This window comes from Steroidobacter denitrificans (assembly GCF_001579945.1).
GTDB classification, from domain to species: domain Bacteria; phylum Pseudomonadota; class Gammaproteobacteria; order Steroidobacterales; family Steroidobacteraceae; genus Steroidobacter; species Steroidobacter denitrificans.
Genome location: NZ_CP011971.1, coordinates 1,361,354 through 1,383,948 on the forward strand (window position 1 = coordinate 1,361,354; position 22,595 = coordinate 1,383,948).

General features: G+C 62.8%; 19 protein-coding genes, 1 other RNA gene and 2 riboswitches. Of the genes, 14 read left to right on the forward strand and 6 right to left on the reverse strand.

The features are described from left to right. Nucleotides 1–5: 5 nt before the first annotated feature. The 4 genes from ACG33_RS06085 to ACG33_RS06100 all read right to left on the reverse strand — a co-directional run bounded on the left by ACG33_RS06085 (nt 6) and on the right by ACG33_RS06100 (nt 1,626). On the reverse strand, nt 6–638 hold the full coding sequence (locus tag ACG33_RS06085) for a 5-formyltetrahydrofolate cyclo-ligase (protein ID WP_066919586.1): 633 nt from the start codon (nt 636–638) through the stop codon (nt 6–8). A gap of 10 nt (nt 639–648) precedes the next feature. Further along, a non-coding RNA gene (ssrS, locus tag ACG33_RS06090) (6S RNA) lies at nt 649–835 on the reverse strand. Nucleotides 836–1,072: 237 nt separating this feature from the next. Beyond that, the gene (locus ACG33_RS06095) at nt 1,073–1,396 is read right to left on the reverse strand and encodes a cell division protein ZapA (protein ID WP_066919588.1); all 324 of its coding nucleotides are present in this window, start codon (nt 1,394–1,396) and stop codon (nt 1,073–1,075) included. Beyond that, nucleotides 1,393–1,626, reverse strand: a complete 234-nt coding sequence (locus ACG33_RS06100) for a TIGR02449 family protein (protein ID WP_066922876.1) — start codon at nt 1,624–1,626, stop codon at nt 1,393–1,395. Before ACG33_RS06100 ends, ACG33_RS06095 begins: the two co-directional genes overlap by 4 nt. A gap of 280 nt (nt 1,627–1,906) precedes the next feature. Between ACG33_RS06100 and ACG33_RS06105 the strand changes: the two genes are divergently transcribed. The 6 genes from ACG33_RS06105 to ACG33_RS06130 all read left to right on the forward strand — a co-directional run bounded on the left by ACG33_RS06105 (nt 1,907) and on the right by ACG33_RS06130 (nt 9,137). Further along, the gene (locus tag ACG33_RS06105) at nt 1,907–2,530 is read left to right on the forward strand and encodes a UPF0149 family protein (protein ID WP_066919590.1); all 624 of its coding nucleotides are present in this window, start codon (nt 1,907–1,909) and stop codon (nt 2,528–2,530) included. Nucleotides 2,531–2,656: 126 nt separating this feature from the next. Further along, complete coding sequence (gene pepP, locus ACG33_RS06110) at nt 2,657–3,961, forward strand: Xaa-Pro aminopeptidase (protein WP_066919591.1); 1,305 nt, start codon at nt 2,657–2,659, stop codon at nt 3,959–3,961. Beyond that, nucleotides 3,958–5,274, forward strand: a complete 1,317-nt coding sequence (gene ubiH / locus ACG33_RS06115; RefSeq protein ID WP_066919594.1) for a 2-octaprenyl-6-methoxyphenyl hydroxylase — start codon at nt 3,958–3,960, stop codon at nt 5,272–5,274. The genes pepP and ubiH overlap by 4 nt, the downstream gene beginning before the upstream one ends. Further along, complete coding sequence (locus ACG33_RS06120) at nt 5,271–6,536, forward strand: UbiH/UbiF/VisC/COQ6 family ubiquinone biosynthesis hydroxylase (protein ID WP_066919595.1); 1,266 nt, start codon at nt 5,271–5,273, stop codon at nt 6,534–6,536. Before ubiH ends, ACG33_RS06120 begins: the two co-directional genes overlap by 4 nt. 82 nt (nt 6,537–6,618) lie before the next feature. Continuing rightward, nucleotides 6,619–8,145 carry a UUP1 family membrane protein gene (locus ACG33_RS06125; RefSeq protein WP_066919597.1) on the forward strand — a complete coding sequence of 509 codons (1,527 nt, stop codon included), beginning with the start codon at nt 6,619–6,621 and terminating at the stop codon, nt 8,143–8,145. Nucleotides 8,146–8,147: 2 nt separating this feature from the next. Beyond that, nucleotides 8,148–9,137, forward strand: coding sequence for an alpha-L-glutamate ligase-like protein (locus ACG33_RS06130; RefSeq protein ID WP_066922883.1), 990 nt, complete (start codon nt 8,148–8,150; stop codon nt 9,135–9,137). 190 nt (nt 9,138–9,327) lie between these two features. On the opposite strand, the gene ACG33_RS06135 is transcribed toward ACG33_RS06130, so the two are convergent. Further along, nucleotides 9,328–9,669 carry a 4a-hydroxytetrahydrobiopterin dehydratase gene (locus tag ACG33_RS06135; RefSeq protein WP_066922886.1) on the reverse strand — a complete coding sequence of 114 codons (342 nt, stop codon included), beginning with the start codon at nt 9,667–9,669 and terminating at the stop codon, nt 9,328–9,330. 59 nt (nt 9,670–9,728) lie between these two features. Beyond that, nucleotides 9,729–10,958, reverse strand: a complete 1,230-nt coding sequence (gene ispG, locus ACG33_RS06140; protein ID WP_066919599.1) for a flavodoxin-dependent (E)-4-hydroxy-3-methylbut-2-enyl-diphosphate synthase — start codon at nt 10,956–10,958, stop codon at nt 9,729–9,731. Between the two features lie 183 nt (nt 10,959–11,141). Beyond that, a riboswitch (glycine riboswitch) is annotated at nt 11,142–11,278 on the forward strand. A 24-nt stretch (nt 11,279–11,302) separates the two neighbouring features. After that, nucleotides 11,303–11,441: riboswitch (glycine riboswitch) on the forward strand. Nucleotides 11,442–11,508: 67 nt separating this feature from the next. Here ispG and gcvT point away from each other — a divergent pair. The 8 genes from gcvT to ACG33_RS06180 all read left to right on the forward strand — a co-directional run bounded on the left by gcvT (nt 11,509) and on the right by ACG33_RS06180 (nt 22,511). Continuing rightward, nucleotides 11,509–12,591: a glycine cleavage system aminomethyltransferase GcvT gene (gene gcvT, locus ACG33_RS06145; protein WP_066919601.1), complete on the forward strand. Its 1,083-nt coding sequence runs from the start codon at nt 11,509–11,511 to the stop codon at nt 12,589–12,591. A 311-nt stretch (nt 12,592–12,902) separates the two neighbouring features. Continuing rightward, entirely contained in the window at nt 12,903–13,298 is a 396-nt protein-coding gene (gene gcvH / locus ACG33_RS06150) for a glycine cleavage system protein GcvH (RefSeq protein ID WP_066919602.1), read from the forward strand. A 1-nt stretch (nt 13,299) separates the two neighbouring features. Beyond that, nucleotides 13,300–14,658, forward strand: a complete 1,359-nt coding sequence (gene gcvPA, locus ACG33_RS06155; protein ID WP_066919604.1) for an aminomethyl-transferring glycine dehydrogenase subunit GcvPA — start codon at nt 13,300–13,302, stop codon at nt 14,656–14,658. A gap of 5 nt (nt 14,659–14,663) precedes the next feature. Next, nucleotides 14,664–16,148 carry an aminomethyl-transferring glycine dehydrogenase subunit GcvPB gene (gene gcvPB / locus ACG33_RS06160; protein ID WP_066922888.1) on the forward strand — a complete coding sequence of 495 codons (1,485 nt, stop codon included), beginning with the start codon at nt 14,664–14,666 and terminating at the stop codon, nt 16,146–16,148. Nucleotides 16,149–16,156: 8 nt separating this feature from the next. Next, nucleotides 16,157–16,573, forward strand: a complete 417-nt coding sequence (locus ACG33_RS06165; RefSeq protein ID WP_237392695.1) for a diacylglycerol kinase — start codon at nt 16,157–16,159, stop codon at nt 16,571–16,573. A 77-nt stretch (nt 16,574–16,650) separates the two neighbouring features. After that, entirely contained in the window at nt 16,651–19,608 is a 2,958-nt protein-coding gene (locus ACG33_RS06170) for a trypsin-like peptidase domain-containing protein (protein WP_066919606.1), read from the forward strand. Between the two features lie 154 nt (nt 19,609–19,762). Beyond that, the gene (locus ACG33_RS06175; RefSeq protein WP_066919608.1) at nt 19,763–20,806 is read left to right on the forward strand and encodes an L-threonylcarbamoyladenylate synthase; all 1,044 of its coding nucleotides are present in this window, start codon (nt 19,763–19,765) and stop codon (nt 20,804–20,806) included. A gap of 523 nt (nt 20,807–21,329) precedes the next feature. Further along, nucleotides 21,330–22,511, forward strand: a complete 1,182-nt coding sequence (locus ACG33_RS06180; protein WP_066922892.1) for a type III PLP-dependent enzyme — start codon at nt 21,330–21,332, stop codon at nt 22,509–22,511. Nucleotides 22,512–22,595: the final 84 nt, after the last annotated feature.

A 22,595-nucleotide genomic window follows, 5' to 3' on the forward strand; every position in this document is an offset into this window, starting at 1 on the left:
CCCCTTCAGCATGGATCGCCATGCTTCGATACGGCGCGCCGCGGCGTGTGCAGACCGAGTGGGGTAACAACGCCATCCATCGGTACATCCCAAGGAGCGCTTTTCAGATGCGTCACGCGTTGGAATTCATATGCCAATCCGATCAGCCTGGGACGCCGCCACTGGCGCTGCCGGCACAGGTGATGCAGATGGCGGTCATAAAAACCCGCGCCGCTGCCTAATCGCCCGCCGTAATCATCGAAAGCGATCAGCGGCAGCAGCACCAGATCCAGCAGGCGCACGGCGATGTCAGGAGCATGAGCGGGATCGGGTTCGCGAATGCCGTATCGGTTGGTTCGCAGCCGGGTGTCCTGGTCGAAGCGCAGAAAGCGCATGCGGCTGCGGCGGTAATGGGTGATGCATGGCAGATAGAGAGTGCAGCCGCGCTGACGCGCCCGGTGGATGATCACCCCGGGGTCGGCTTCCGCATCATGGGGGAGATAGAGCGCGATTCGCTTGCCCGGACGCAACAGCGGTGCCAGGTGTCGAGCGAAATGCCGCGCCGCGGCAGTCCGCTGCGCCCGGGACAATTGCCGGCGGCGCGCTCGCATTTTCTGCCGCAGCTGCAGGCGTGGGTCTTGCAGGTCGGAAGGGTTCACGTGAAGGGAGGCGCCACCCGCATGTGCCGTCATGAGCCATTGCTCTCGACACGGAGCAATAAGGTGGGACACAGCCACGACAGCTAAGGCTTCCCGCCCAAAACGGACTTGCACACCGCCATCGCTAGGCCGAGCCCCTGGGTATTTACGTTAGGGTCGAGAGGTAACCCGACACATGTCGAACACCGCAGGCGGCGCCATATCGAATCAGACATCCCTGGGTTCCCGGTCGTTCCCCGCATCCTTGGGTGGACAGGTCGGCTTGCGTCAGCCGCAGCCGTTATCGCGGCTTGTCTGCCGGTGGACCAAGCCATCATCGCAGTCATCATCGCACTTGTTGCGTCCGGCGTCGACCACACAGGGCTTGGTGCGACACATGCATCGGCCGGAGAGCCCGATCGCCGAGGATGCTCGTCGCCAAGGACGGGCCTGATTTACAGCGCCTGATGATCCTGCTCGAGAGCACCTTGATCGAGTGCGGTTTCGACCCGTTCGCGCATCTGGCGAATGCGCCGAGCGGCTTCCAGCGGAGCCTCCTCACGAGCACGCATCTTCAGCAGCTCGTTCGATAGATTCAGGGCGGCCATGACGGCAACCCGGTCCAGTCCGACGATGTTTCCGGTATCGCGGATCTCACGCATGCGGGCATTGAGATACTCGGCCGAGTCCAGCAGCGCTGAACGTTCCTCGGGCAGGCAGGCGACCTGGTACTCCTTTTCGAGGATCCGAATGCTGACTCGCGACAGACGTTCCGTCATGCGCTGTGCTCCATCGCCTTCAAGCGTCCGATCATCGCCTCGACCCGGCCGCGAACCTGCTCATTCTTTTGCAACAGGGCCGCACGCTCGGCCATCATCGAATCCTGCCGCTGGCGCAGAGCGCGATTTTCTTCTTGCAGGCGAGCAGACAGCGCCACGAACTCATCGAGCCGCCGTTCCAGCTGCCTTAGCTCCTGTTCGAGATCTGCCGGTGGGTTGGCTGCGCTCATGCATTCGATTATGCGGTCGAGGTCCAGCAGGGTCAAACAGTGCCCGAAACCGGGACCGGGGCCGGTGTCATTCCGCTCGATCTACGGACTTGCCACGTTTGCCATGGCGCGGCCCATCCCGGGGGGATGTCCCGCTCCCGCTCCCGCTCCTGGTCCTTGCCGGCCGTGCCGTCGGATCCATGGCCGGCAAGGACCAGGAGCGGGACATCCAAACCATGAGCAGAGCTCCATTTCATCGCCGGCAGGTACCGAAACCGGCCAGGTGCTAAAATAGCCGCAAATGTTATCCGTTACTTTTCCCGAGATCGTTCGCGCCCTGGAGGAGCTGAGCTGCTCGTTGGCGCCGTCCGAAGGGCATGGCTATCTATGCGGCGTGCTGTGTACCCGCGCGCACTATCCGCTGGAATGCTGGCTGGAGGAGATGATTCCGGAACACGAAGAACGGGTTCAGGCCGATCGGCAGGCGCTGGACCTGCTGTTCACCGATACCCGGCAGACGTTGCATAGCGGTTCGATGAGTTTCGACCTGCTGCTGCCGGACGATGATGCGCCGCTGCATACGCGTGTCGCGGCTCTGTCGCAGTGGTGCCAGGGATTCCTGTATGGATTCGGGACCGGCCAGCCGGTCGGACTGGAGGCGGTGTCCGCGGATGTGAGCGAGCTGTTGCGCGATCTCACTCAGATCGGCCGCGCGATCCTCGAGCTGGAGGAGGGCAATGAGGAAGAAGAATCGGCGTACGCCGAGATCGTGGAATACGTCCGGGTGGGTGTGCAGCTGATTTATGACGAGATCGATGTCGTGAGGGAAACGCCGGCCATGGCTCGGAACGAAGCCCGAAACGACGATGATATCCGGGAGCACGGCGAGCGCGACGCCGGACTGGACCCGTCCCAGATCCATTGACCGGATCCCTTGGCCACTCCTGGCAAGCTGCCGGTTTCAGCCGTTTCGCCTGAGCTTTCGTAATGGTGTTTCGGCGCGATATTCTGCTCTCTCGACGATGTGCTGCGATGATGCACCGAAGGACCCATGCATAAAGACGAGTTTGCCCGCCGCCGCCGGCAGTTGATGAAGATGATGGGCAAGGGCGGGATTGCGATCCTGCCCGCGGTGCCCGAGAAGACGCGTAACTCCGACGTGATCTATCGCTATCGGCCCGATAGCGATTTTTTCTATCTCACCGGGTTTTCCGAACCGGAGGCCGTCGCGGTGCTCGTTCCAGGACGTGCCCAGGCCGAGTATGTGTTGTTCGTGCGCGATCGCGATCCCTTGCGGGAGACCTGGGACGGCCGTCGTGCCGGTCCCGATGGCGCGACGCGCGACTACGGCGCCGATGACGCATTTCCGATCGGCGATATCGACGACATACTGCCCGGGCTCATGGAAAACCGCTCGCGTGTCTATTACACGATGGGCCTGCACCAGGAATTCGACCATCGCGTCGTCGGCTGGGTGAATACGCTCAAGGCTCAATCTCGCACCGGCGCGCCGCCGCCGCAGGAATTCGTCGCCCTGGATCACCTGTTACACGACATGCGCTTGTTCAAGTCCCGGGCGGAACTGCAGGCGATGCGCCAGTCGGCCAGTATCGCCGTCGCTGCACACCTTCGGGCCATGCGGTTTGTCCGTCCCGGCTGCAAGGAATATGAAGTGATGGCGGAAATGCTGCATGAATTCCAGCGCAACAATGCCGATATCGCCTACCATCCGATCGTCGGCGGCGGCGCCAACGCATGCATCCTTCACTACCACGAAAATACCGATATCCTGAAAGACGGTGATCTGCTGTTGATCGACGCCGGCTGTGAGTTCGATCTCTATGCCTCGGACATTACCCGGACATTTCCGGTAAATGGGCGCTTCAAGCCGGAGCAGCGCGCCGTCTACGAGGTCGTACTGGAGGCGCAGCAGGCGGCGATCGCCCAGACCCGCCCCGGCAATCACTGGAACGAGCCGCACGATGCCGCGGTGCGGACCATCACTCAGGGGCTGGTGAAGCTTGGCATCCTCAAGGGCAGGGTGCCGGCGCTGATCAAGCAAGGAGCCTATCGCAAGTTCTTTATGCATCGTACCGGGCACTGGCTGGGAATGGATGTGCACGATGTGGGTGACTACAAGGTTGCCGAGCAGTGGCGGGTGCTGGAACCGGGCATGGCTTTGACCGTCGAGCCGGGTATCTACATCCCCGCCGGGATGCGTGGCGTCGCCAAGCGTTGGTGGAATATCGGTGTGCGTATCGAGGATGATGTCGTCGTCACCCGCGAGGGCAACGAAGTGTTGACCGCCGCGCTGGCGAAGGATCCGGATGATATCGAGCGACTGATGAACGCATGAATAAGCCAGATACAGTGGATATCGACACTGATATCGCCATCGCCGGAGGCGGCCTGGTGGGCGCCAGTTTGGCGCTGGCCTTGACCCGGCTGTCACTGAAAGTCGTATTGGTCGAAGCCAGTCCCGCGGGGAGCGCCGGTCAGCCGAGTTTCGATGAACGTACCACCGCCCTGTCGAACGGCAGTCGCAGAATTTTCGAGTCCTTGGGCGTGTGGCCGCTCATCGAGCGTGAGGCGGCGGCCATTCGTCATATCCACGTTTCCGATCAGGGCCGCTTCGGCTTTACGCGCATCGATGCAGCCGAGCAGGGTGTGGATGCTCTGGGCTACGTGGTGGTCAACCGGATCATGGGCGCGGCAATGTGGCGCCGCCTCGAAGAAGAAGGCGTGAGAGTGATCGCGCCGGCGCGTGTGACCGGCATGTATCTACGGGATGGGCGGCAACACATCGAGTTCAGCACTTCCGAGGGGAGCGCTTCCGGCGGGGGAGTGATCCGGGCCGGACTGGCGGTGGCCGCCGATGGCGCACAGTCCACCTTGCGCCAATGTGCCGGTGTGGGCTCGAGCCGCCGGGACTATCAACAGGTTGCCTTGATCGCCAATGTTTTTGCACAGCGATTCCATGATCATGTCGCCTATGAGCGCTTTACTCCTGCCGGTCCGCTGGCGCTGTTGCCGATGCCGGACGGACGGATGGGGCTGGTCTGGGTAGTCGATCCGGCACAGGCCGAGGCTATGGCTCGTCTGCCCGAACCGGCCTTCCTGGCGCAGTTGCAGGAGACGTTCGGCTTTCGCCTCGGACGCTTCGTGCGCGTAGGAGTCCGGCACCTGTATCCCTTGTCGCTGACTCGTTCCGATGAGCATGTGGCGCCGCGGCTGGCGATCGTCGGCAACGCCGCCCAGTCGCTGCATCCGATCGCCGGCCAGGGTTTCAACCTGGGCCTGCGCGATGCGGCCAGCCTGGCGGAGGTGCTTGCCGATGGGCGCGCACAATATGCAGAGCCGCGGTCCGCGCCCCATCCGGAGTCGTTGCTGCCCGATCCGGAGTCGTTGCTGTCCGGTTTCGATCCGGGCGATCGAGTGATGCTCGAACGCTATCGTGAATGGCGCCGCGCGGATCGCGCCAACATCATAAGGTTCACCGATGGCCTGGTGCGCCTGTCCACGCAGCCCTTCGGGCCGGTCAAGTTGCTGCGTAACGCAGGTATGCTGGCGTTGGATCTCATGCCGGCTGCCAAGAGCATGTTGTCCCGGCTGTCGCTGGGTGCAGCCGGCCGCGTCCCGAAGCTGGCCCGAGGTGCACCGTTGCGATGAAGCGTCCCGACTTTCATATCGTCGTGATCGGCGGCGGCATGGTGGGCGCATGCGTCGCCGCCTTGTCGGCGGCGAATCCGCAACTGACCGGCCTGCGCATTGCAATGCTGGAAGCGCAGCCTCCCACAATGCCGCCGCCGCAAGACGGGAACGCCGAGATCGATCTGCGCGTATCCGCGTTCTCGAGAGCCGCGGAGCGCATTCTGGGCTCGGTGGGTGCCTGGCCGCTGTTGCCGGCGCAGCATATATGCGCCTATGACGACATGGTCGTTTGGGATGCGCCGCGCCAGCCGGATGATCCGGGTGTCATCCGTTTCAGTGCCGGCGCCGTTGGCGAGCCTAATCTGGGTCATATCATCGAGAATCGGCGTGTACAGTGGGCGTTATACGAGTGCGCGCCATTTCGCGAGCAAGTGACCCTGTTGCGCGCGGAGCTGACGGGACTGGAGTTCGACAACGAGCGGGCGGTGCTGAGCCTGGGAGACGGACGCCGGATCAGCGCGATGCTGGTGATCGGCAGCGATGGAGCCGCATCCCGCAGCCGGGCGTTGGCCGGCATCGAGACCCGCGGTCGGGAGTATGATCAACAGGCCTTCGTCACGCATGTGCGTACCGAGCGTGCGCATGGATATACAGCCTGGCAGCGGTTTCTGCCCGAGGGGCCTATCGCCTTCCTGCCGCTCGCCGATGGACGTAGTTCCATTGTCTGGACGACCCGGCCTGAACAGGCGCGCGAACTGGTGGGTTGTCCTGTCGAGGAGGTATCGCGCCAGATCGGCGCCGCCATCGGTCATGTCCTGGGCGACGTTGAACTTGCCGGACCTCGGGGTGTGTTCCCGCTGCGGTTGCAACATGCGCGCGAATATTGCCGGGAGCGTTTTGTGCTGGTCGGCGACGCCGCGCACGCAATGCATCCGCTGGCGGGCCAGGGCGTCAATCTGGGCTTCATGGATTGTGCCGCGCTGGTGCAGATCCTGGCTGATGCATTGTCGCGCGGGGCACGTGCCGAGGCGATCGCCGAACTTCGTGTGCTGCGCCGCTACGAGCGTTGGCGCAAGAGTGAGAACACCCTGGCGTTAGGGCTCATCGATACCTTGAATCGAGTGTTCAGTAACTCGCACCCGTTGTTGTCCACCGCCCGCCGTGCCGGACTTGCCGCGGTCGAGCACAGCGGCCTGACCAAGAGATTCTTCATGGGGCGGGCGCTGGGCATGCGCGGGGAGATTCCACGTATCGCCTCGCGTTCGGCAGGATGGTCGTGAGCCAACCCGCCGTCCTGCCGGAGTCTTCGCGGCATACCGGCCGCGAAGATGCGTCTGCATCGTGCCTTCCCGCGTCGTTCCCATGAACAATCGTCACATCCATGTGCTCTCGGCGATCCTGGTGGCAGTCAGTCTGGCGCTGTTCACGTACAAGGCGCATGTTCTGGGTCTGCCGTTGCAACCGAAGCAGGAAACGCAGGTCTGGAATATCGAGGCGGCGATCAAATTCGAGCCCGGCCCTGCTGCCGTCAAGGCGACATTGCGCATTCCCGGACTGACGCCGGGGTATGCGATTCTGGATGAGAGTTTCGTGTCCCGCGGCTTCGGACTCACGACCCGCAGCGCCCCGGCGGGGCGCGAAGCTCAGTGGACCTTGCGCGAAGCCAAGGGATCCCAGGTCCTGTACTATCGTGCGCTCGTATACCGTGATGCCTCGCGCATCGCGGAAGATACGACGCCGGCATTTCCTGAGCAGCCGCTCATGGATGACGCTTCGCGGGCGGCCATGGAGGCGTTGATCGCCGAAGTGCGCCGCCAGTCGGCGGATGTGGCGAGCTTCACGACCGGACTGTTGCGCCATATCAACATGGCGGAGCGCGATCCGTACGTCGGCGTGTTCCTGCGCCGAACCAGCACTCCCGTGGAGCGCGCGCATCTGGCGACGGTGATACTGGCAGGCGCGCAGATTCCGGCCCGCCTCGCCCATGGCGTACTTCTGCGCAGCGAGACCGGACAGGTCCGGGTCGAGTCGCTGCTGGAGGTGCACGACGGCGTACAGTGGCTGTATTTCAATCCGCAGTCGCTGGAGCAGGGGCTACCCAGGGATTTTCTGATCTGGTGGCGCGGCGACGATCCTATCGCGGATATCGACGGCGGTACGCTGCTGGATGTGACCTTGGCAGCTCAGCAGAATCTACTGGATTCCATGCTGATCGCCGAACGGCGGGCCGAGCGATTGGGCTCGCATTCCATCGATTTTTCTCTCTTCTCCTTGCCCATTGCGACCCAGGCGGTATACGGCGTACTGCTCATGGTGCCGATCGGCGCGCTGGTGATCATGCTGCTGCGCAATTTCATCGGCATCAAGACCTTCGGCACCTTCATGCCGGTGCTGGTCGCGCTGGCATTCCGTGAGACCCGCCTGTTGTGGGGCATCGTGCTGTTCGCGGTCATCGTCTCTCTGGGACTGTTGATCCGCTTTTACCTGGAGAGGCTCAGACTGCTGCTGGTGCCGCGCCTGACCTGCGTACTGACGGTGGTCGTGTTGCTGATGGCGGGTATCAGCGTGCTGAGTCAGAAACTGGATATTCAACCTGGACTGTCGATCGCACTGTTCCCGATGGTGATCATTTCGATGACGATCGAGCGCATGTCGATCGTCTGGGAGGAGCGCGGCGCCTCGGAGGCGATTCAGGAGGGTATCGGCAGCCTGATCGTCGCCGCGATCTCTTATGTAGTCATGGAGATCGCCTGGCTCAAGCACTTGATGTTCGTGTTTCCGGAACTTTTGTTGTTGGTCGTTGCGGCGACCTTGTTCGCCGGACGTTACACGGGATATCGGCTGCTCGAATTGCGGCGTTTCAGGGCCTTGCTGCCCCAGGGCGGCTGATGATGCTGGGGCGTTACCGCAGGCTTGCACGTGCAGGAGTGCTCGGCCTGAACAAGCGCAATGGCGACTATATCCTGCGTTTCAATCCGCGCCGCCTGTATCCGCTGGTCGACGACAAGCTGAAGACCAAGCACCTGGCCTTGAAGGCGGGCATCGCCGTACCCGAACTCTACGGCGTCATGGAAACCCAGCACGAGATCCGTCGGCTGCCCGAGATAGTACGCGATCACGCGGCATTCGCACTCAAGCCGGCACATGGCAGCGCGGGCGACGGTATCGTGGTGATCGCGGGGCGCAGCGGCTCCCGTTACCGCACCGTGGGGGGCACGCTGCTGGATGAGGACGCTCTCTCCCATCACCTCTCGAATGCGATCAACGGCCAGTTCAGCCTCGGCGGCGTGCCCGATGTCGTCATCGTGGAATACATGGTTCGCTTTTCCCCTTTGTTCGAACGTATCAGCTTCCAGGGCGTGCCCGATATAAGGGTCATCGTGTTTCGCGGCTTCCCGATCATGGCGATGGTGCGCCTGCCCACACGGGATTCACATGGCAAGGCGAATCTGCATCAAGGCGCGGTCGGCGCCGGAATCGATATCGCTACCGGCGTATCGCTCGACGGCGTGGTCGGTACGGAGGTCGTGACGCACCATCCCGATACCACGCACGTGATTTCCGGACTGCAGGTTCCGGATTGGGACGTGATCCTGGATATCGCGGCAAGATGCTATGAGCTGACGGGGCTGGGCTACATCGGCGTCGACATCGTGCTGGATCGAGATCTAGGCCCGCTGGTGCTGGAACTGAACGCGCGCCCCGGTCTGGCAATCCAGATCGCCAATCGACAGGGTTTGTTGCGGCGCCTGCAGCTATGCGAGGCGAGAGCCGATTTCAGCGCGGCGCCTCAGGCACGTGTCGCCTTCGCAAAACAATGGTTTCAGCACCCGGTCGGGCCCATGATCGAAGCGGATGAAGTCGCCGCTGCGGTGGCCTAGAAACCCCGTTCCGACCACTATTCAGGGCCAACGGCTATTGGCGGTGTGCCGGTCCCGCCCAGGGTTTCCATTGCCATGCATTTGTCTTGATGCATGGCAATGGAAACCCTGGGCGGGACCGGCGAGTTTCCTGATGATTTTCGCAGACGGCCGAGGCGGTGGGTCTTGGAGGGCTATGCGGTGCTGAGGTTCAGGTGCGCGGCAGGGCGTCGATTTTGGCGGCGCAGATGAAGTCGTTTTCAGATAGCCCCTGGATCGCGTGCGTGGTGAGCACCACGCGGCAATAGTCATAGCCGATTTCCAGGTCCGGATGATGATCCTCGGTGTTGGCGACATGCGCGATCGCATTCACGAAACTCATGGTGCGATAGAAGTCACGGAACTTCCATTCAGCTCGCAGGCCCGAGGCATCCTGGATAAGATTCCATTTGCTGTCCAGTTGCTGCATCAAGGATGTAGCCTGTTCAGGAGTCAGCGGCGGTATACCGCCTTCGCAGGGAACGCAGTGTTTTCCGCCTAATTCGCAGGTCAGATTGCTTGCAGCGCCGCTGCCGTTCCGGTCCGGATCGTCCATGCCGGTCTGATGCTTGCTCATGCCGATTCTCTCCTCGAATAGGTCGTTGCGATATAATCTTCGATCAGCGCCTGGAACTCTTCGGCGATGCGCTCGCCCTTGAGTGTCGGTCCTTTCGTGCCGTTGATATAGACCGGCGCGACCGGGCGCTCGCCGGTGCCGGGCAGGCTGATGCCGATGTTTGCATGCTTGCTCTCGCCGGGTCCGTTGACCACACAGCCCATGACCGCAACGGTCATTTCTTCCACGCCCACATACCGTTCGCGCCACAGAGGCATCTGCTGGCGGATGTGGCCCTGGATCTTCTGTGCCAGTTCCTGAAAATAGGTGGACGTGGTGCGTCCGCAGCCCGGACAGGCGATGACCATGGGCATGAATGAACGCAACCCCATGGTCTGCAGCATCTCCTGGGCGACGATCACTTCCTGGGTGCGATCGCCGTTGGGTTCCGGCGTCAACGATACCCGGATCGTGTCACCGATGCCATCTTGCAGCAGCACCGCCATGCCGGCGGTCGAGGCGACGATGCCCTTGGAGCCCATGCCGGCTTCCGTCAGTCCCAGATGCAATGCGAACCGGCAGCGTGCGGCGAGATTGCGATAGACCGCAATCAGATCCTGTACGCCGCTGACCTTGCAGGAAATTACGATACGTTCGGCGGGCAATCCCAATTCCTGGGCGCGAGCCGCCGAGTCGAGGGCGGAGACGATCAGAGCCTCACGCGTCACTTGCATGGCGTCCAGCGGCTGCGGCCGGCGTGAATTCTCATCCATCAGCCGAGTCAACAAATCCTGATCGAGACTGCCCCAGTTTACGCCGATGCGTACCGGTTTTTGGTTGCGGCAGGCGATCTCGATCATTTCCGCAAATTGGGAGTCGCGCTTGCTGCCGCGCCCCACATTGCCGGGATTGATCCGGTATTTTTCCAGCCCCTCGGCGCAGGCAGGGTGCGCACGCAGCAGTTTGTGACCGTTGAAGTGAAAGTCGCCTATCAGCGGCACAGTGATTCCGGTACGCGCCAGGCGATCGCGTATGTGGGGTACGGCGGCGGCGGCCTCGGCCGTGTTGACGGTCACCCGCACCAGCTCCGAACCGGCACGAGCGAGATCTGCAACCTGACGCACCGTGGCGTCGACGTCCGCCGTGTCGGTGTTGGTCATCGATTGCACCGCAATCGGAGCGTCTCCTCCTAGCGTGACGGAGCCGACGCGGACGGGAATGCTGGGACGGCGGGTGGAAATCGACATGGCGGGGGACGATCCGGAAGCCTCGAGAAGGGAAAGACAGGCATTGTACCGCGCCTGCCCGACTCGGGTGCAGGGAGCGCAAAAGAGCATCCGCGCCCGATGGATCCCGGATATGGGAGGTGCCCGTGAAACGATGGACCATTGTGTTTCCTATCCGCTCGGCTACCATAGCCGAACCCATCGTCAGACACGGCCGGAGAGAGTGTCGCCGACGGGGCCGGATCGAGCGCTGCGGCGCGCTGTCCGGCCTTTGTCTGGTTCGACACCGCCGAAGGCGCAACCGCCCGGAAACGCTCAGGCAAAAGAACGGCATGTCGTTGGGGCGATTCGTCATGAATCGCCGCTCGAAGGGCTCTGGAGAGTAGTCGTGACGGTAACGCCAGGCGTTTCGTCGCGCTCACCGAAGGGGAGAGGCGAGGACCGGCCGGCATATGCCGTACGGTTCACGCCGGATCTCTCAGGTCGAAGGACAGAGGGCGGCGGATCGCGCGGGCGGTCCGTGTGTCACCTTTGTCATGGGCGGTCCGCCGCCCGGCCGGAGCATTATGTGATGGGATTGAAGACTCCCCTGTACGATATCCATGTCGCCGCTGGTGCCCGTCTTGTGGATTTCGGCGGCTGGGACATGCCGGTCCACTACGGTTCCCAGATCGAGGAGCATCATGCCGTCAGGCGCGATGCCGGCATGTTCGATGTATCCCATATGCTGACGGTGGATGTCGCCGGCAAGGGCGCGTGCGATTATTTGCGCAGGCTGCTGGCCAATGAGGTTTCCAGGCTGACGGAACCCGGCAGGGCATTGTACAGCTGCATGCTGAACGAAGCCGGCGGCGTGGTCGACGATCTGATCGTCTATTTCCTGGGCGACTCCAGGTATCGTGTGGTCGTCAATGCCGGCAACCGGGAGAAGGATCTTGCCTGGATGGCACAACATTCGCCGGGATTCGAAGTCGACATCCGGCCGCGCACGGATCTGGCGATGATTGCGATACAGGGGCCGCAGGCCAGAAGCCGTGCTGCCGCTCTGATCGGGGATCATGCCGCCGCGGCGCTTGCCCTCAAGCCCTTCTCGGGCTGCGAACAGCCGCCCTATTTCATTTCCCGCACCGGCTACACCGGCGAGGACGGCTGGGAGATCATGCTGCCCGCCGCGCAGGCAGCCACATTATGGACGGCATTGCGCCAGGCCGCGATCCGGCCCTGCGGCCTCGGCGCGCGCGATACATTGCGTCTGGAGGCGGGCATGAACCTCTATGGCAACGATATGGATGAGCAGGTCTCGCCGCTGGAATCCGGGCTGGCGTGGACGGTGGCCTTCGACCCCGCCGATCGGGAATTCATCGGACGCGCAGCGCTCCAGGCGCAACGGGATGCCGGCGTGGCGCGCAAACTCGTGGGCCTGGTGCTGCAGGAACGGGGCGTGCTGCGCAGCCATCAGAAAGTCTTGGTTCCAGGCGTCGGCGAGGGCGAGATCACCAGCGGGACATTCTCTCCCACCCTGGAGCGTTCCATCGGTCTGGCACGCGTGCCCGCTGCGACCGGTGCATCGGTCTCGGTGGAAATTCGCGGCAAGCAGCTGCCGGCGCAGGTCGTCAAGATTCCCTTCGTGCGCCACGGCAAGGCGCTGATCTGATCGCCCTGGCATGAACGACTTCAAGCCATGCCTTTCGGTCCCGCAAAATGCCTCTCGGGACGCCGGGGCAGCGTTCTTCAACATCTCCGCTCTCGAGGCTTCTCACGGCAAACAATCACAGGGGTCCGCAGGTCCCGCCCATGGTTTCCCCTGCCGTGCATCAAGAGAAATGCACGGCAGGGGAAACCATGGGCGGGGCCTGAAGCTGCCAAGGCTCGTGAATCCTCCAGGTCGGTTTCTGAGCCGGTTTCTCCGGATTGGTTTTCCGATCTTCCTGACATCCCAATAGTTTCAAACCAGCAGGTCAGTCCATGTCCAACATTCCTTCCGATCTGAAATTCAACGAATCCCACGAGTGGGCCCGCCTCGAAAGCGACGGCAGCATCACGATCGGCATCTCCGATCATGCACAGAACGCCCTGGGCGATCTGGTATTCGTGGAAATCCCCGAGGCAGGGCGGACATTGAGCAAGGGCGAGGTCGCCGCCGTGGTCGAGTCGGTGAAGGCGGCCTCGGATGTGTACAGCCCGCTGTCGGGTGAAGTGATCGAAGCGAACGAGTCGCTGGGCACATCGCCGGAACAGGTCAATACCGATCCCTACGGACAAGGCTGGCTGTTCAAGTTGAAGCCCTCCAACCTGGGTGAATTGTCCAGTCTGCTGGACGCGGCTGCGTACGCGAAGATCGTCGAGGCGGCGAGTCACTGATATGCCGTTCATCCCGCATACACCGTCCGATGTCAGCGAGATGTTGGCGGCGATCGGCGCGCCGGATATCGACGCGCTGTTCGACGAGATTCCCGCCGCTCTGCGTACCCCGCCCCCGGAAAACCTTCCGCAAGGTCTGACCGAGATGCAAATCACGCGTCTGATGCATGCGCGTGCGCAGCTCGATGGACAGCCGCTCAACTTCCTGGGTGCCGGAGCCTACGAACACCATATTCCTGCAGCGGTGTGGGCGATCGTTTCGCGCGGTGAATTCTACAGCGCCTACACGCCCTACCAGGCGGAGGCGAGCCAGGGCACCCTCCAGGTCCTGTATGAATTCCAGACCATGATGGCGAATCTCACCGGGATGCAGGTATCCAATGCATCCTTGTACGATGGTGCATCGGCGCTTGCGGAAGCCTGCCTGATGGCGGTGCGCGCCCACCGCCAATCCCGCTCGGCGCGCATCCTGGTGCCGGCCACAGTGCATCCGGACTATCGCCATGTGGCACGGGCGATCACCACGGGACAGTCCTTGAAGTTCGATGTTCTGCCGTATGGGGAAGAGGCGGGCACGCTGGACTTATCGTCCCTGGAGCGCTACAGCGGCCAGGACATCACCGCGGTCGTTGTACAGCATCCGAATTTTTTCGGGCTGCTGGAGGATGTCGATGCGATCACCGATTGGGCCCATGCCCAGGGGGCGATGTTGATCGCCGTCGTCAATCCCGTGTCGCTCGCGATCTTCAAGCCGCCGGGGGAGTGGGGCGAAAAAGGCGCGGATATCGTCGTGGGTGAAGGTCAGCCGCTGGGCGCGCCCCTGGCTTCGGGCGGACCTTACTTCGGTTTCATGACGACCCGTATGGAATATGTGCGCCAGATGCCCGGGCGTCTCATCGGGCGCACGCTCGACCTGGACGGCAAGCCCGGCTTTTCGTTGACTTTGCAGGCGCGCGAACAGCATATCCGGCGCAGCAAGGCGACCTCGAACATTTGTACGAATCAGGGGCTGCTGGTGACAGCGGCGGCGATACATCTGTCGCTGCTGGGGGCCACGGGCCTGGAGAGTGTGGCGGCAGCCTGCCAGGCGAATACCTCGGCATTGGTCGAGGCGTTGACCGGTATCGATGGCGTCAGGCTTCGCTTCGCCGGCCCGCGCTTCCATGAAGCCGTTCTGCAACTCGATCGCCAGGTCGATGGTGTGCTGCAGGAACTGGCCCGGCGCAATATCGCCGGCGGCTTGGATTTATCCAGGCATTTTCCCGGATTGGGCAACGCACTGCTGGTGTGCGCCACCGAAACACGCACGCCCGAGGATATCCGGACCTATGCGCACGTCCTCGCCGAGATCCTGACATGAGCGCCATGCATGAACCGCTGATTTTCACCTACTCCCGCCCGGGCCGCGGCGCGCCTGCGCAGTATCCACCCCCCGTACCCCCCGAGGTGCCGGAGAAGTTTCGGCGCCGGCGGCGCGTGGTGCTGCCGGAAGTCTCGGAACTGCAGGCCGTGCGGCATTTCACCCGGCTGTCGCAGTTGAACTTCTCGATCGACACCCACTTCTATCCGCTGGGTTCGTGCACCATGAAGTACAACCCGCGCGCCTGCAACGAACTGGCGATGCTACCGCAAATGCTGGGCCGCCATCCGCTGGCACCTGAGTCGCTCAGCCAGGGTTTTCTCGCCTGCATGCATGAACTGCAGGAAATGCTCAAGGAAGTGACCGGCATGCAGGGCGTGTCGCTTACGCCCATGGCGGGCGCGCAGGGCGAGTTTGCCGGGGTGGCGATGATCCGGGCCTACCATCAGGCGCGCGGCGATACGGCACGCGAGGAGATCATCGTGCCCGATGCGGCGCATGGAACGAATCCGGCGACCGCGACCATGTGCGGTTGCAAGGTGATCGAGGTACGCACCCTTGAGAACGGCGATATCGATATCGAGGCGCTGAAACAGGTGGTGGGACCGAAGACGGCGGGCATCATGCTGACGAATCCCTCAACCGTGGGCGTGTTCGAACGCCGCATCCAGGAGGTCGCGAGCCTGGTACATGGAGCAGGCGGTCTGCTGTATTACGACGGCGCCAATCTGAATGCCATCCTCGGCAAGGTGCGCCCGGGCGACATGGGTTTCGACGTGATTCACATGAATCTGCACAAGACTTTTTCGACGCCGCACGGCGGCGGCGGACCGGGCTCGGGGGCGGTGGGCGTCGGACGGCGCCTGTTGCCGTTCATGCCGGTTCCATTCGTGGAACGCGAGGAAGTATCCGCCGGGCATGCGCAACTGCGCTATCGGTATCGGTGGATGGATGAGCGCGACCTACCTCAGACGATCGGCAGGCTGTCCGCCTTCATGGGCAATGCCGGCGTGCTGCTGCGGGCCTATGTATACATGCGCATGCTGGGCCGTGCGGGTCTGGAGCGGGTGGCCGAGTATGCGACGCTCAACGCCAACTATTTGCTGGCGCGCCTGCAGCAGGCAGGCTTCGAGCCGGCCTATCCGCAACGCCGCGCCAGCCATGAATTCATCATCACCATGAAGCGCCAGGCGAGGGAACTGGGCGTGAATGCCATGGACTTCGCCAAGCGGCTGCTGGATTACGGCTTCCATGCGCCGACGACCTATTTTCCATTGCTGGTGCCGGAGTGCCTCCTGATCGAACCGACGGAGACGGAGTCGAAACAGGAACTGGATGCCTTCGTGGATGCCTTGATCGCGATTCAGCGGGAAGCGCAGCAGGATGCCGCGAAGGTGAAGGGCGCGCCGTATACTTTGCCGGTGCGGCGTCTGGATGACGTCCGCGCCGCAAAGCAGTTGGATCTGGCGTATCGGGAGGATCCCGGCTGAGATCGTTCATGATCGCGTCCTTGGAGGGCGATCCCGGACGGTCGACTCAAGAGGTAAAGATGCAGGATCGTCCCAAGCGCTCGGGCATGTATCGCCTACGGCTCGCGTTCATCAATTCCTGGCAGGGGTTCAAGGGCGCCTTTCGCTTCGAGGCGGCGTTCCGGCAGGAGGTGGCGCTTGCACTGGTGCTGATTCCTCTGGGCGCCTGGCTGGGTTCGACGCCGGTCGAAAAAGCCTTGCTGATCGCCGCGGTGTTGCTGGTGCTGATCGTGGAACTGCTCAACACGGGCATCGAGACGGTGGTGGACCGCATCGGCCTGGAGCGCCATGAACTTTCGGGACTGGCGAAGGACGTGGGTTCCATGGCGGTACTGCTATCTTTCGCCGTACTGATGGTGATCTGGGGCTTTTTGTTGCTGGGCTGACATGCCGTACAAGGGTGGCGGAGGAACCGTTGTGCATTTTCCGGCTCCTATCGTTGGATCGTTTGCAGCTTCCTTGCATGTATAGAACCCTCATCGTCTTCGCTCACGCCGTCATCGTGGCCGCCACGCTGGCGGCAGTGCCGTCCCGCGCCGCCGCGCCCGACATTTCGGCGCCGCCGCAGGATGCCGTGCCAGCCGCGCCGGTGCCGGTACCCGAGGATTCACGCTGGACGCGTACCCTGGAGCGGGTCGCCACGGGCGTCGTGACCATACAGGTCGATCTGGCGCGTGCCTTCGACACCGAATGGAACATTTCCAGCCAGGCGACGGGATTCGTCGTGGATGCCCGCCGCGGGTTGATTCTCACCAATCGCCATGTCGTCACGCCCGGTCCGGTAACGGCGCAGGCGGTGTTCCTGAACCGCGAGGAAGTGACGCTTTATCCGGTCTATCGCGATCCGATCCATGATTTCGGCTTCTATCGCTATGATCCTGCCAAGCTGCGGTTCATCAAACCGGCGGAGCTGAAACTGTATCCGCAAGGTGCGCAGGTCGGCCGGGAAATCCGCGTCATCGGCAACGATGCCGGTGAGCAGCTGTCGATACTTGCCGGTACCCTGGCCCGGCTCGACCGGCAGGCGCCGAACTATGGAGTGGGCAAGTACAACGACTTCAACACGTTCTACTACCAGGCCGCCTCCAGCACCTCCGGCGGTTCCTCCGGATCGCCGGTCATCGACATCGAAGGCCGGGTGCTGGCGCTCAATGCCGGCGGCAGCAGCGCGGCGGCTTCCAGCTTCTATCTACCGCTGGATCGTGTACAGCGCGCGCTGCAGCTGATTCAGGAAGGTAAGCCCGTCGCCCGCGGGACTTTGCAGACGATATTCCGGTACACCCCTTTCGACGAGGTGCGTCGCCTGGGGCTGCAAACGGCCACGGAAAGCGCGATGCGCCGCAGCTTTCCGGACAAGACAGGCATGCTGGTGGTCGCGGAAGTGCAACCTGGAGCGGCAGCCGAGCAGATGCTGGAGCCGGGCGACGTCCTGATTCGTGTCAACAGCAGGCTGAGCGCCGACTTCGATGCCTTGGCCAGGGCGCTGGACGGCGCGATCGGACAGCGCATCAGACTGTCGATCGAACGCGGCGGACAGGCCTTCGAGCGTGATATCGTCGTTCAGGATCTGCATGCAATCACGCCCGATCGCTTTCTGGAATTCGGCGATGCCGTCGTGCACGACCTGTCCTGGCAGCAGGCGCGGCACATCAACAAGCCGATCCGCGGCATTTATGTTGCCAATCCCGGCTATGTGCTGGCGGCGGCGGGAATCACCCGCGGGGCCATCCTGACCTCCATCAATGGACGGGACATCGGCGGTCTCGATGAACTCGAACCGCTATTGCAGAGACTCCAGGACGGCGAGCGTGCCGCGGTGCGCTTTTTCACCCTGGAGGAGCCCAATACCACCCAGGTGCGCGTGATCCGCATGGATCGGCGCTGGTTTCCCGCGCGTTCCTGCCGGCGTGACGACGCGCGCGGCACCTGGCCCTGCGTGAGTTGGGCGCCGGATGGGCAGGCGCAGCTGCCGCAGACCGCCACGACGAGTTTCGCGAAAACAGCCGATGCGATCGTGGATCGCGTCGCACCCTCGCTGGTGCTGGTGAATTTCGACATGCCATATTCGGTATCGGGCATCAGCGAGCGGAATTACCATGGTACGGGCCTGATCGTCGATGCGCAGCGCGGCCTGGTCGTGATCGACCGCAACACGGTGCCTATCCCGCTGGGAGATGTGCGCGTGACCTTCGCGGGATCGATCGAAATTCCCGGACGTGTGAAGTACATACATCCGCTGCACAACCTGGCCGTGATTTCCTACGATCCCCGCCTGATCGGCGCTACCCCGGTGCGCGCGGCGCGCCTGCGCCCCGAGGAATTGAGCCCGGGCGAACCGGTCTGGGTGGTGGGCATGCGTCAGGACGGAAAGGTGCTGTCACGCTCGACCCAGGTCGCGTCGATCGATCCCGTGTTGTATCCGTTGACCAGGACGCTGCGATTTCGCGAAACCAACCTGGAGACCGTCAGCCTGGTCAATGCACCCGGCGATTATGACGGCGTATTGGTGAACAAGAACGGCGAGGTGCTCGCGGGTTGGGCGAGTTTCGCCTACGAAGCCGGCCGCGACCTTCGGCAGGAGAATCGCGGTATTCCGGCGGAGCTGCTGGCGCAGACCTTGTCGCTGGCGCGCGAAGGCAGCCCGTTGTACTCGCTGGAGGCTGAACTGCGGCCCGTGCCGCTGGCCAGTGCCCGCAAGCTTGGCTTGTCGGATCGGTGGGTGCGGCGTCTGGAACGGCACAGTCCCGGGCGGCGGCAGGTGCTGAGCATCGAACGACTGGTCGGCGGTTCGCCCGCCAGCGGTCTGCTGTTGCCGGGCGATCTGATCCTGGAGGTCGAAGGTGCGCTGGTCAACCGCTTCAGCGAGCTCGAGCAGGTCGTCCAGGAACGTGGCCGGAACCCGGCGGTGCATGTTGCCGGCCATCCGGATCCGCTGGAAACGCCGCCGGATAAGACTCAGGTTGAGGATGGGCGGGCGCCGATCGTGCGTGTGACCGTGCTGCGCAACGGAGCGCAGCAGACGTTCCAGGTCCCTACGGTCGCCCTGGCGGGAGGCGATCTGGACCGCATCCTGGTATGGGCGGGGGCCGTTTTGCAGAAGCCCCACCGTGCGCTGGCTGCGCAGCGCGGCATCGCCCCCGAAGGGGTATTCGTTTCGTACTTTTCCTTCGGTTCGCCTGCGGCGCGCTACAAGCTGTGGGCCGGCCGCCGTATCGTGGAAGTCGATGGGCAGTTCGTGGCCGACCTGGACGCATTCATCGCCGCGTTGCAAGGCAAGGACGATCGGGCGTCGCTGCGGCTCAAGACCGTCGCCTGGAACGGTGCCGTCGATGTCATCACACTGCAGCTGGACAAGCGTTACTGGCCTACTTACGAGTTGCAGGCAACCCCGCAGGGTTGGATGCGCGTGCCGTTGGATTGAGACGGCCGCGCGGCCCGTTTACAGGGGGCCATCGTCTTTTGGTGGCGGCGGATGGCGGATATCCGCCGTCGCACCGACGAATTTCATGGAATTGTGATCGTACCGAGGGTGTTACAGCGATTCGCCCGGGCCGGCTTGTTATGATGCATGTCCTATGGCCATCGCACGAGTATCGCAAAAGGATATCCAGCATGCCGTCGAAGTCTTGCGCGCCGGTGAGCTTGTGGCGTTTCCGACGGAAACCGTCTATGGATTAGGCGCCAATGCGAATAATCCGGAAGCGGTGCGCAAGATTTTCCGCGTCAAAGGACGGCCTGCCACGCATCCGGTCATCGTCCATGTGGATCATCCGCGCTATCTGCAGCGTTGGGTGCGCGACATGTCGCCGGAAGCCAAGAAGCTGGCGGATGCGTTCTGGCCGGGGCCGCTGACATTGGTGGCGAAGCGCGCACCGGCAGTCAGTGACGTCATCACCGGCGGGCAGGATACGGTTGCGATCCGTGTACCGAATCATCCGGTAGCGCAGCAGCTGCTCAACGCCTTCGGCGGGGGGATCGCCGCGCCGTCTGCGAATCGCTACGGTCACGTGAGCCCGACCCGCGCCGAACATGTGCGTGAGGAATTCGGCGACGACATCGGGGTTGTGCTGGATGGCGGGGATTGCAAGGTAGGGCTGGAATCCACGATCGTCACCTGTGTGGGCGATGTGCCGCGCGTATTGCGGCCAGGCAGCATCAGCATATCGCAGCTGCGCGAGATCGTGCCGACGGTCGAGATGGGACCGGGGGCCGGCGTACCGCGCGTTCCAGGCTCGACTCTGCGGCACTACTCGCCACAGACTCCCGTCAATGTCGTACCCAGCCGCCGGCTCGAACAGGTCATGAACGAGTTCACCAGTCGCCATGAGAAAGTGGCCGTGCTGGCGCTGCGCCCCCCCGCCACGGCCAATCGCTATATGACCTGGATCAATGCCGGCATGCGTAGCGATTTGTATGCGCGATCGCTCTATGCCCATCTGCGCACCTTGGACAAGGCCGGCGCGAAAATCATTCTGGTCGAGGAAGTACCGGAAGGTGAGAAATGGGATGCCGTGCGCGACCGGCTGAGGCGTGCCGCGACGGCCGAGAACATCGTGACCTACGATCAGGATATCGCGGCGTGGGTGGCTGATTTCGGCGAGGATGGCGCACCCACCTGACCCCGCGCAACCCGACGCCGGCATCGGCAGAGACTGGGATCAAGACAAGCTTTATCGTGTTTCCAAAGGATCGTGGAGGCGCTCCCGCCCATGGCTTCCATCAACCGTGCATCAAGAGAAATGCACGGTTGATGGAAGCCATGGGCGGGGAGCGCAACCCTGCGATGGCTTGACCAGGCGGCGGCGGGGAGGGCTCGGAGCGACTTTGAACCAGCCACCGGCCGATGGCTGGTTTTTTTGAATAAATCGGTCAGCGACGCTTGCATCGCGAAACATTTTTGTTACATTTGCGCCCGCCTGTGTAAGAGAGCACCCAGAGAAAACGCGAAAGCTGCAGGTGCCGCTCGACCAGAACTCGTGAGAGCGGTCGGATGCCGGGGAAATCCTCCGACGGCCGGACGATGGCTCTTGTTGGTTGGTTAAGTGAGTCCGCAGCTTTTTTCAGAGGTGTCTACAGGTGTTGCCACGCGCAGCCAAGCATGCCCATGCTTTTTCCTTTGCTCATCCCTTCGACTCCACGGCGCTGACGGCAATCGAAATTCGCAGTCTCGCGGCACGTTTCGGCTCACCCTTGTTGGTGGTCGACTGTGCTCAGGTGCGTCACCAGTACCGGGTATTGAAAGAGGCGCTGCCCGGCGTCGATCTGCACTATGCGCTGAAGCCGCTGCCGCACGCGGCCGTGGTGTCGTGTCTGTATGACGAAGGGGCATTCTTCGATCTGGCGACGACCGGCGAGGTCGAACTGGTCAAGGCCCAGGGTATTCCGGCCGAGCGCTGCATCCACACGCATCCGATCAAGCGTGACAGCGACATTCGCGATGCTCTGCGCTACGGCGTCACGACCTTCGTCGCGGACAATGAGGATGAGATCCGCAAATTCGTGCGTTACCGCAAGCGCGCCGAATTGCTGCTGCGCGTATCGTTCCGCAGTCCTGATGCAGTCGTGGATCTGTCGCGCAAGTTCGGCTGCGAGCCGGGAGCGGTGCTGGGTCTGATCGAAAAGGCCCGGCGCCTGGGTATTCGCGTACGCGGTCTGTCTTTTCATGTCGGATCGCAGGCGACTGATCCGGGCAAGTACATCGAGGCTATCGATGCCTGCCGTAATTTGATCGCCGAGGCATTGCTGGCCGGTCTGCCGGCGCTGGATATCCTGGATATCGGCGGTGGCTTCCCGGTCGCCTACGGGGAGACGGTCATGTCCATCGAGGATTTCTGCCGTCCGATCCGTGCGGCGCTGGCCACGCTGCCCAGGCATGTACGCCTGATCGCGGAGCCAGGGCGCTTCATCGCCGCGCCCGCAGGTGTCGCCGTCTCGTCCGTGATGGGCAAGGCGAAGCGTGCAGGGCGCTGGTGGTATTACCTCGACGATGGTCTGTATGGATCCTATAGCGGCCAGTTGTTCGATCACGCCAAGTATCCCGTCTCGGTGCTGAAGGATGGGGAACTGCATGAGAGCGTGCTGGCGGGGCCGACCTGTGATTCCATCGATGTGATCGACGACGACATCCTGCTGCCGCAGCTGGAGGTGGGCGACCTGGTCATCGGACGCATGATGGGTGCATACACCTGGGCGAGTGCGACGGATTTCAATTTCTTCAAGCGCGCCAAAGTCGTCGTCATGAACGAACAGCCGGCTGATACGCGGCGTGTCGTGCAACTGCATCGCAGGTCGGCGGGTGGCGGTTCGAGCAAACCGGCGGCCTGAGTAGAGCCCTCATCGGCCACGCCGCGATCGTGCGCTGTATCCTGGCCCACGGCCCACCGACTTGCAGCCTTGAACCCGTCGAGC

Coding starts and splice junctions, on each gene's coding strand:
- ACG33_RS06095 (WP_066919588.1), bottom strand. CDS start 1,396: ATGACGGAACGTCTGTCGCGAGTCAGCATTCGGATCCTCGAAAAGGAG.
- ACG33_RS06100 (WP_066922876.1), bottom strand. CDS start 1,626: ATGAGCGCAGCCAACCCACCGGCAGATCTCGAACAGGAGCTAAGGCAG.
- ACG33_RS06105 (WP_066919590.1), top strand. CDS start 1,907: ATGTTATCCGTTACTTTTCCCGAGATCGTTCGCGCCCTGGAGGAGCTG.
- pepP (WP_066919591.1), top strand. CDS start 2,657: ATGCATAAAGACGAGTTTGCCCGCCGCCGCCGGCAGTTGATGAAGATG.
- ubiH (WP_066919594.1), top strand. CDS start 3,958: ATGAATAAGCCAGATACAGTGGATATCGACACTGATATCGCCATCGCC.
- ACG33_RS06120 (WP_066919595.1), top strand. CDS start 5,271: ATGAAGCGTCCCGACTTTCATATCGTCGTGATCGGCGGCGGCATGGTG.
- ACG33_RS06125 (WP_066919597.1), top strand. CDS start 6,619: ATGAACAATCGTCACATCCATGTGCTCTCGGCGATCCTGGTGGCAGTC.
- ACG33_RS06130 (WP_066922883.1), top strand. CDS start 8,148: ATGCTGGGGCGTTACCGCAGGCTTGCACGTGCAGGAGTGCTCGGCCTG.
- ispG (WP_066919599.1), bottom strand. CDS start 10,958: ATGTCGATTTCCACCCGCCGTCCCAGCATTCCCGTCCGCGTCGGCTCC.
- gcvT (WP_066919601.1), top strand. CDS start 11,509: ATGGGATTGAAGACTCCCCTGTACGATATCCATGTCGCCGCTGGTGCC.
- gcvH (WP_066919602.1), top strand. CDS start 12,903: ATGTCCAACATTCCTTCCGATCTGAAATTCAACGAATCCCACGAGTGG.
- gcvPA (WP_066919604.1), top strand. CDS start 13,300: ATGCCGTTCATCCCGCATACACCGTCCGATGTCAGCGAGATGTTGGCG.
- gcvPB (WP_066922888.1), top strand. CDS start 14,664: ATGCATGAACCGCTGATTTTCACCTACTCCCGCCCGGGCCGCGGCGCG.
- ACG33_RS06165 (WP_237392695.1), top strand. CDS start 16,157: ATGATCGCGTCCTTGGAGGGCGATCCCGGACGGTCGACTCAAGAGGTA.
- ACG33_RS06170 (WP_066919606.1), top strand. CDS start 16,651: ATGTATAGAACCCTCATCGTCTTCGCTCACGCCGTCATCGTGGCCGCC.
- ACG33_RS06175 (WP_066919608.1), top strand. CDS start 19,763: ATGGCCATCGCACGAGTATCGCAAAAGGATATCCAGCATGCCGTCGAA.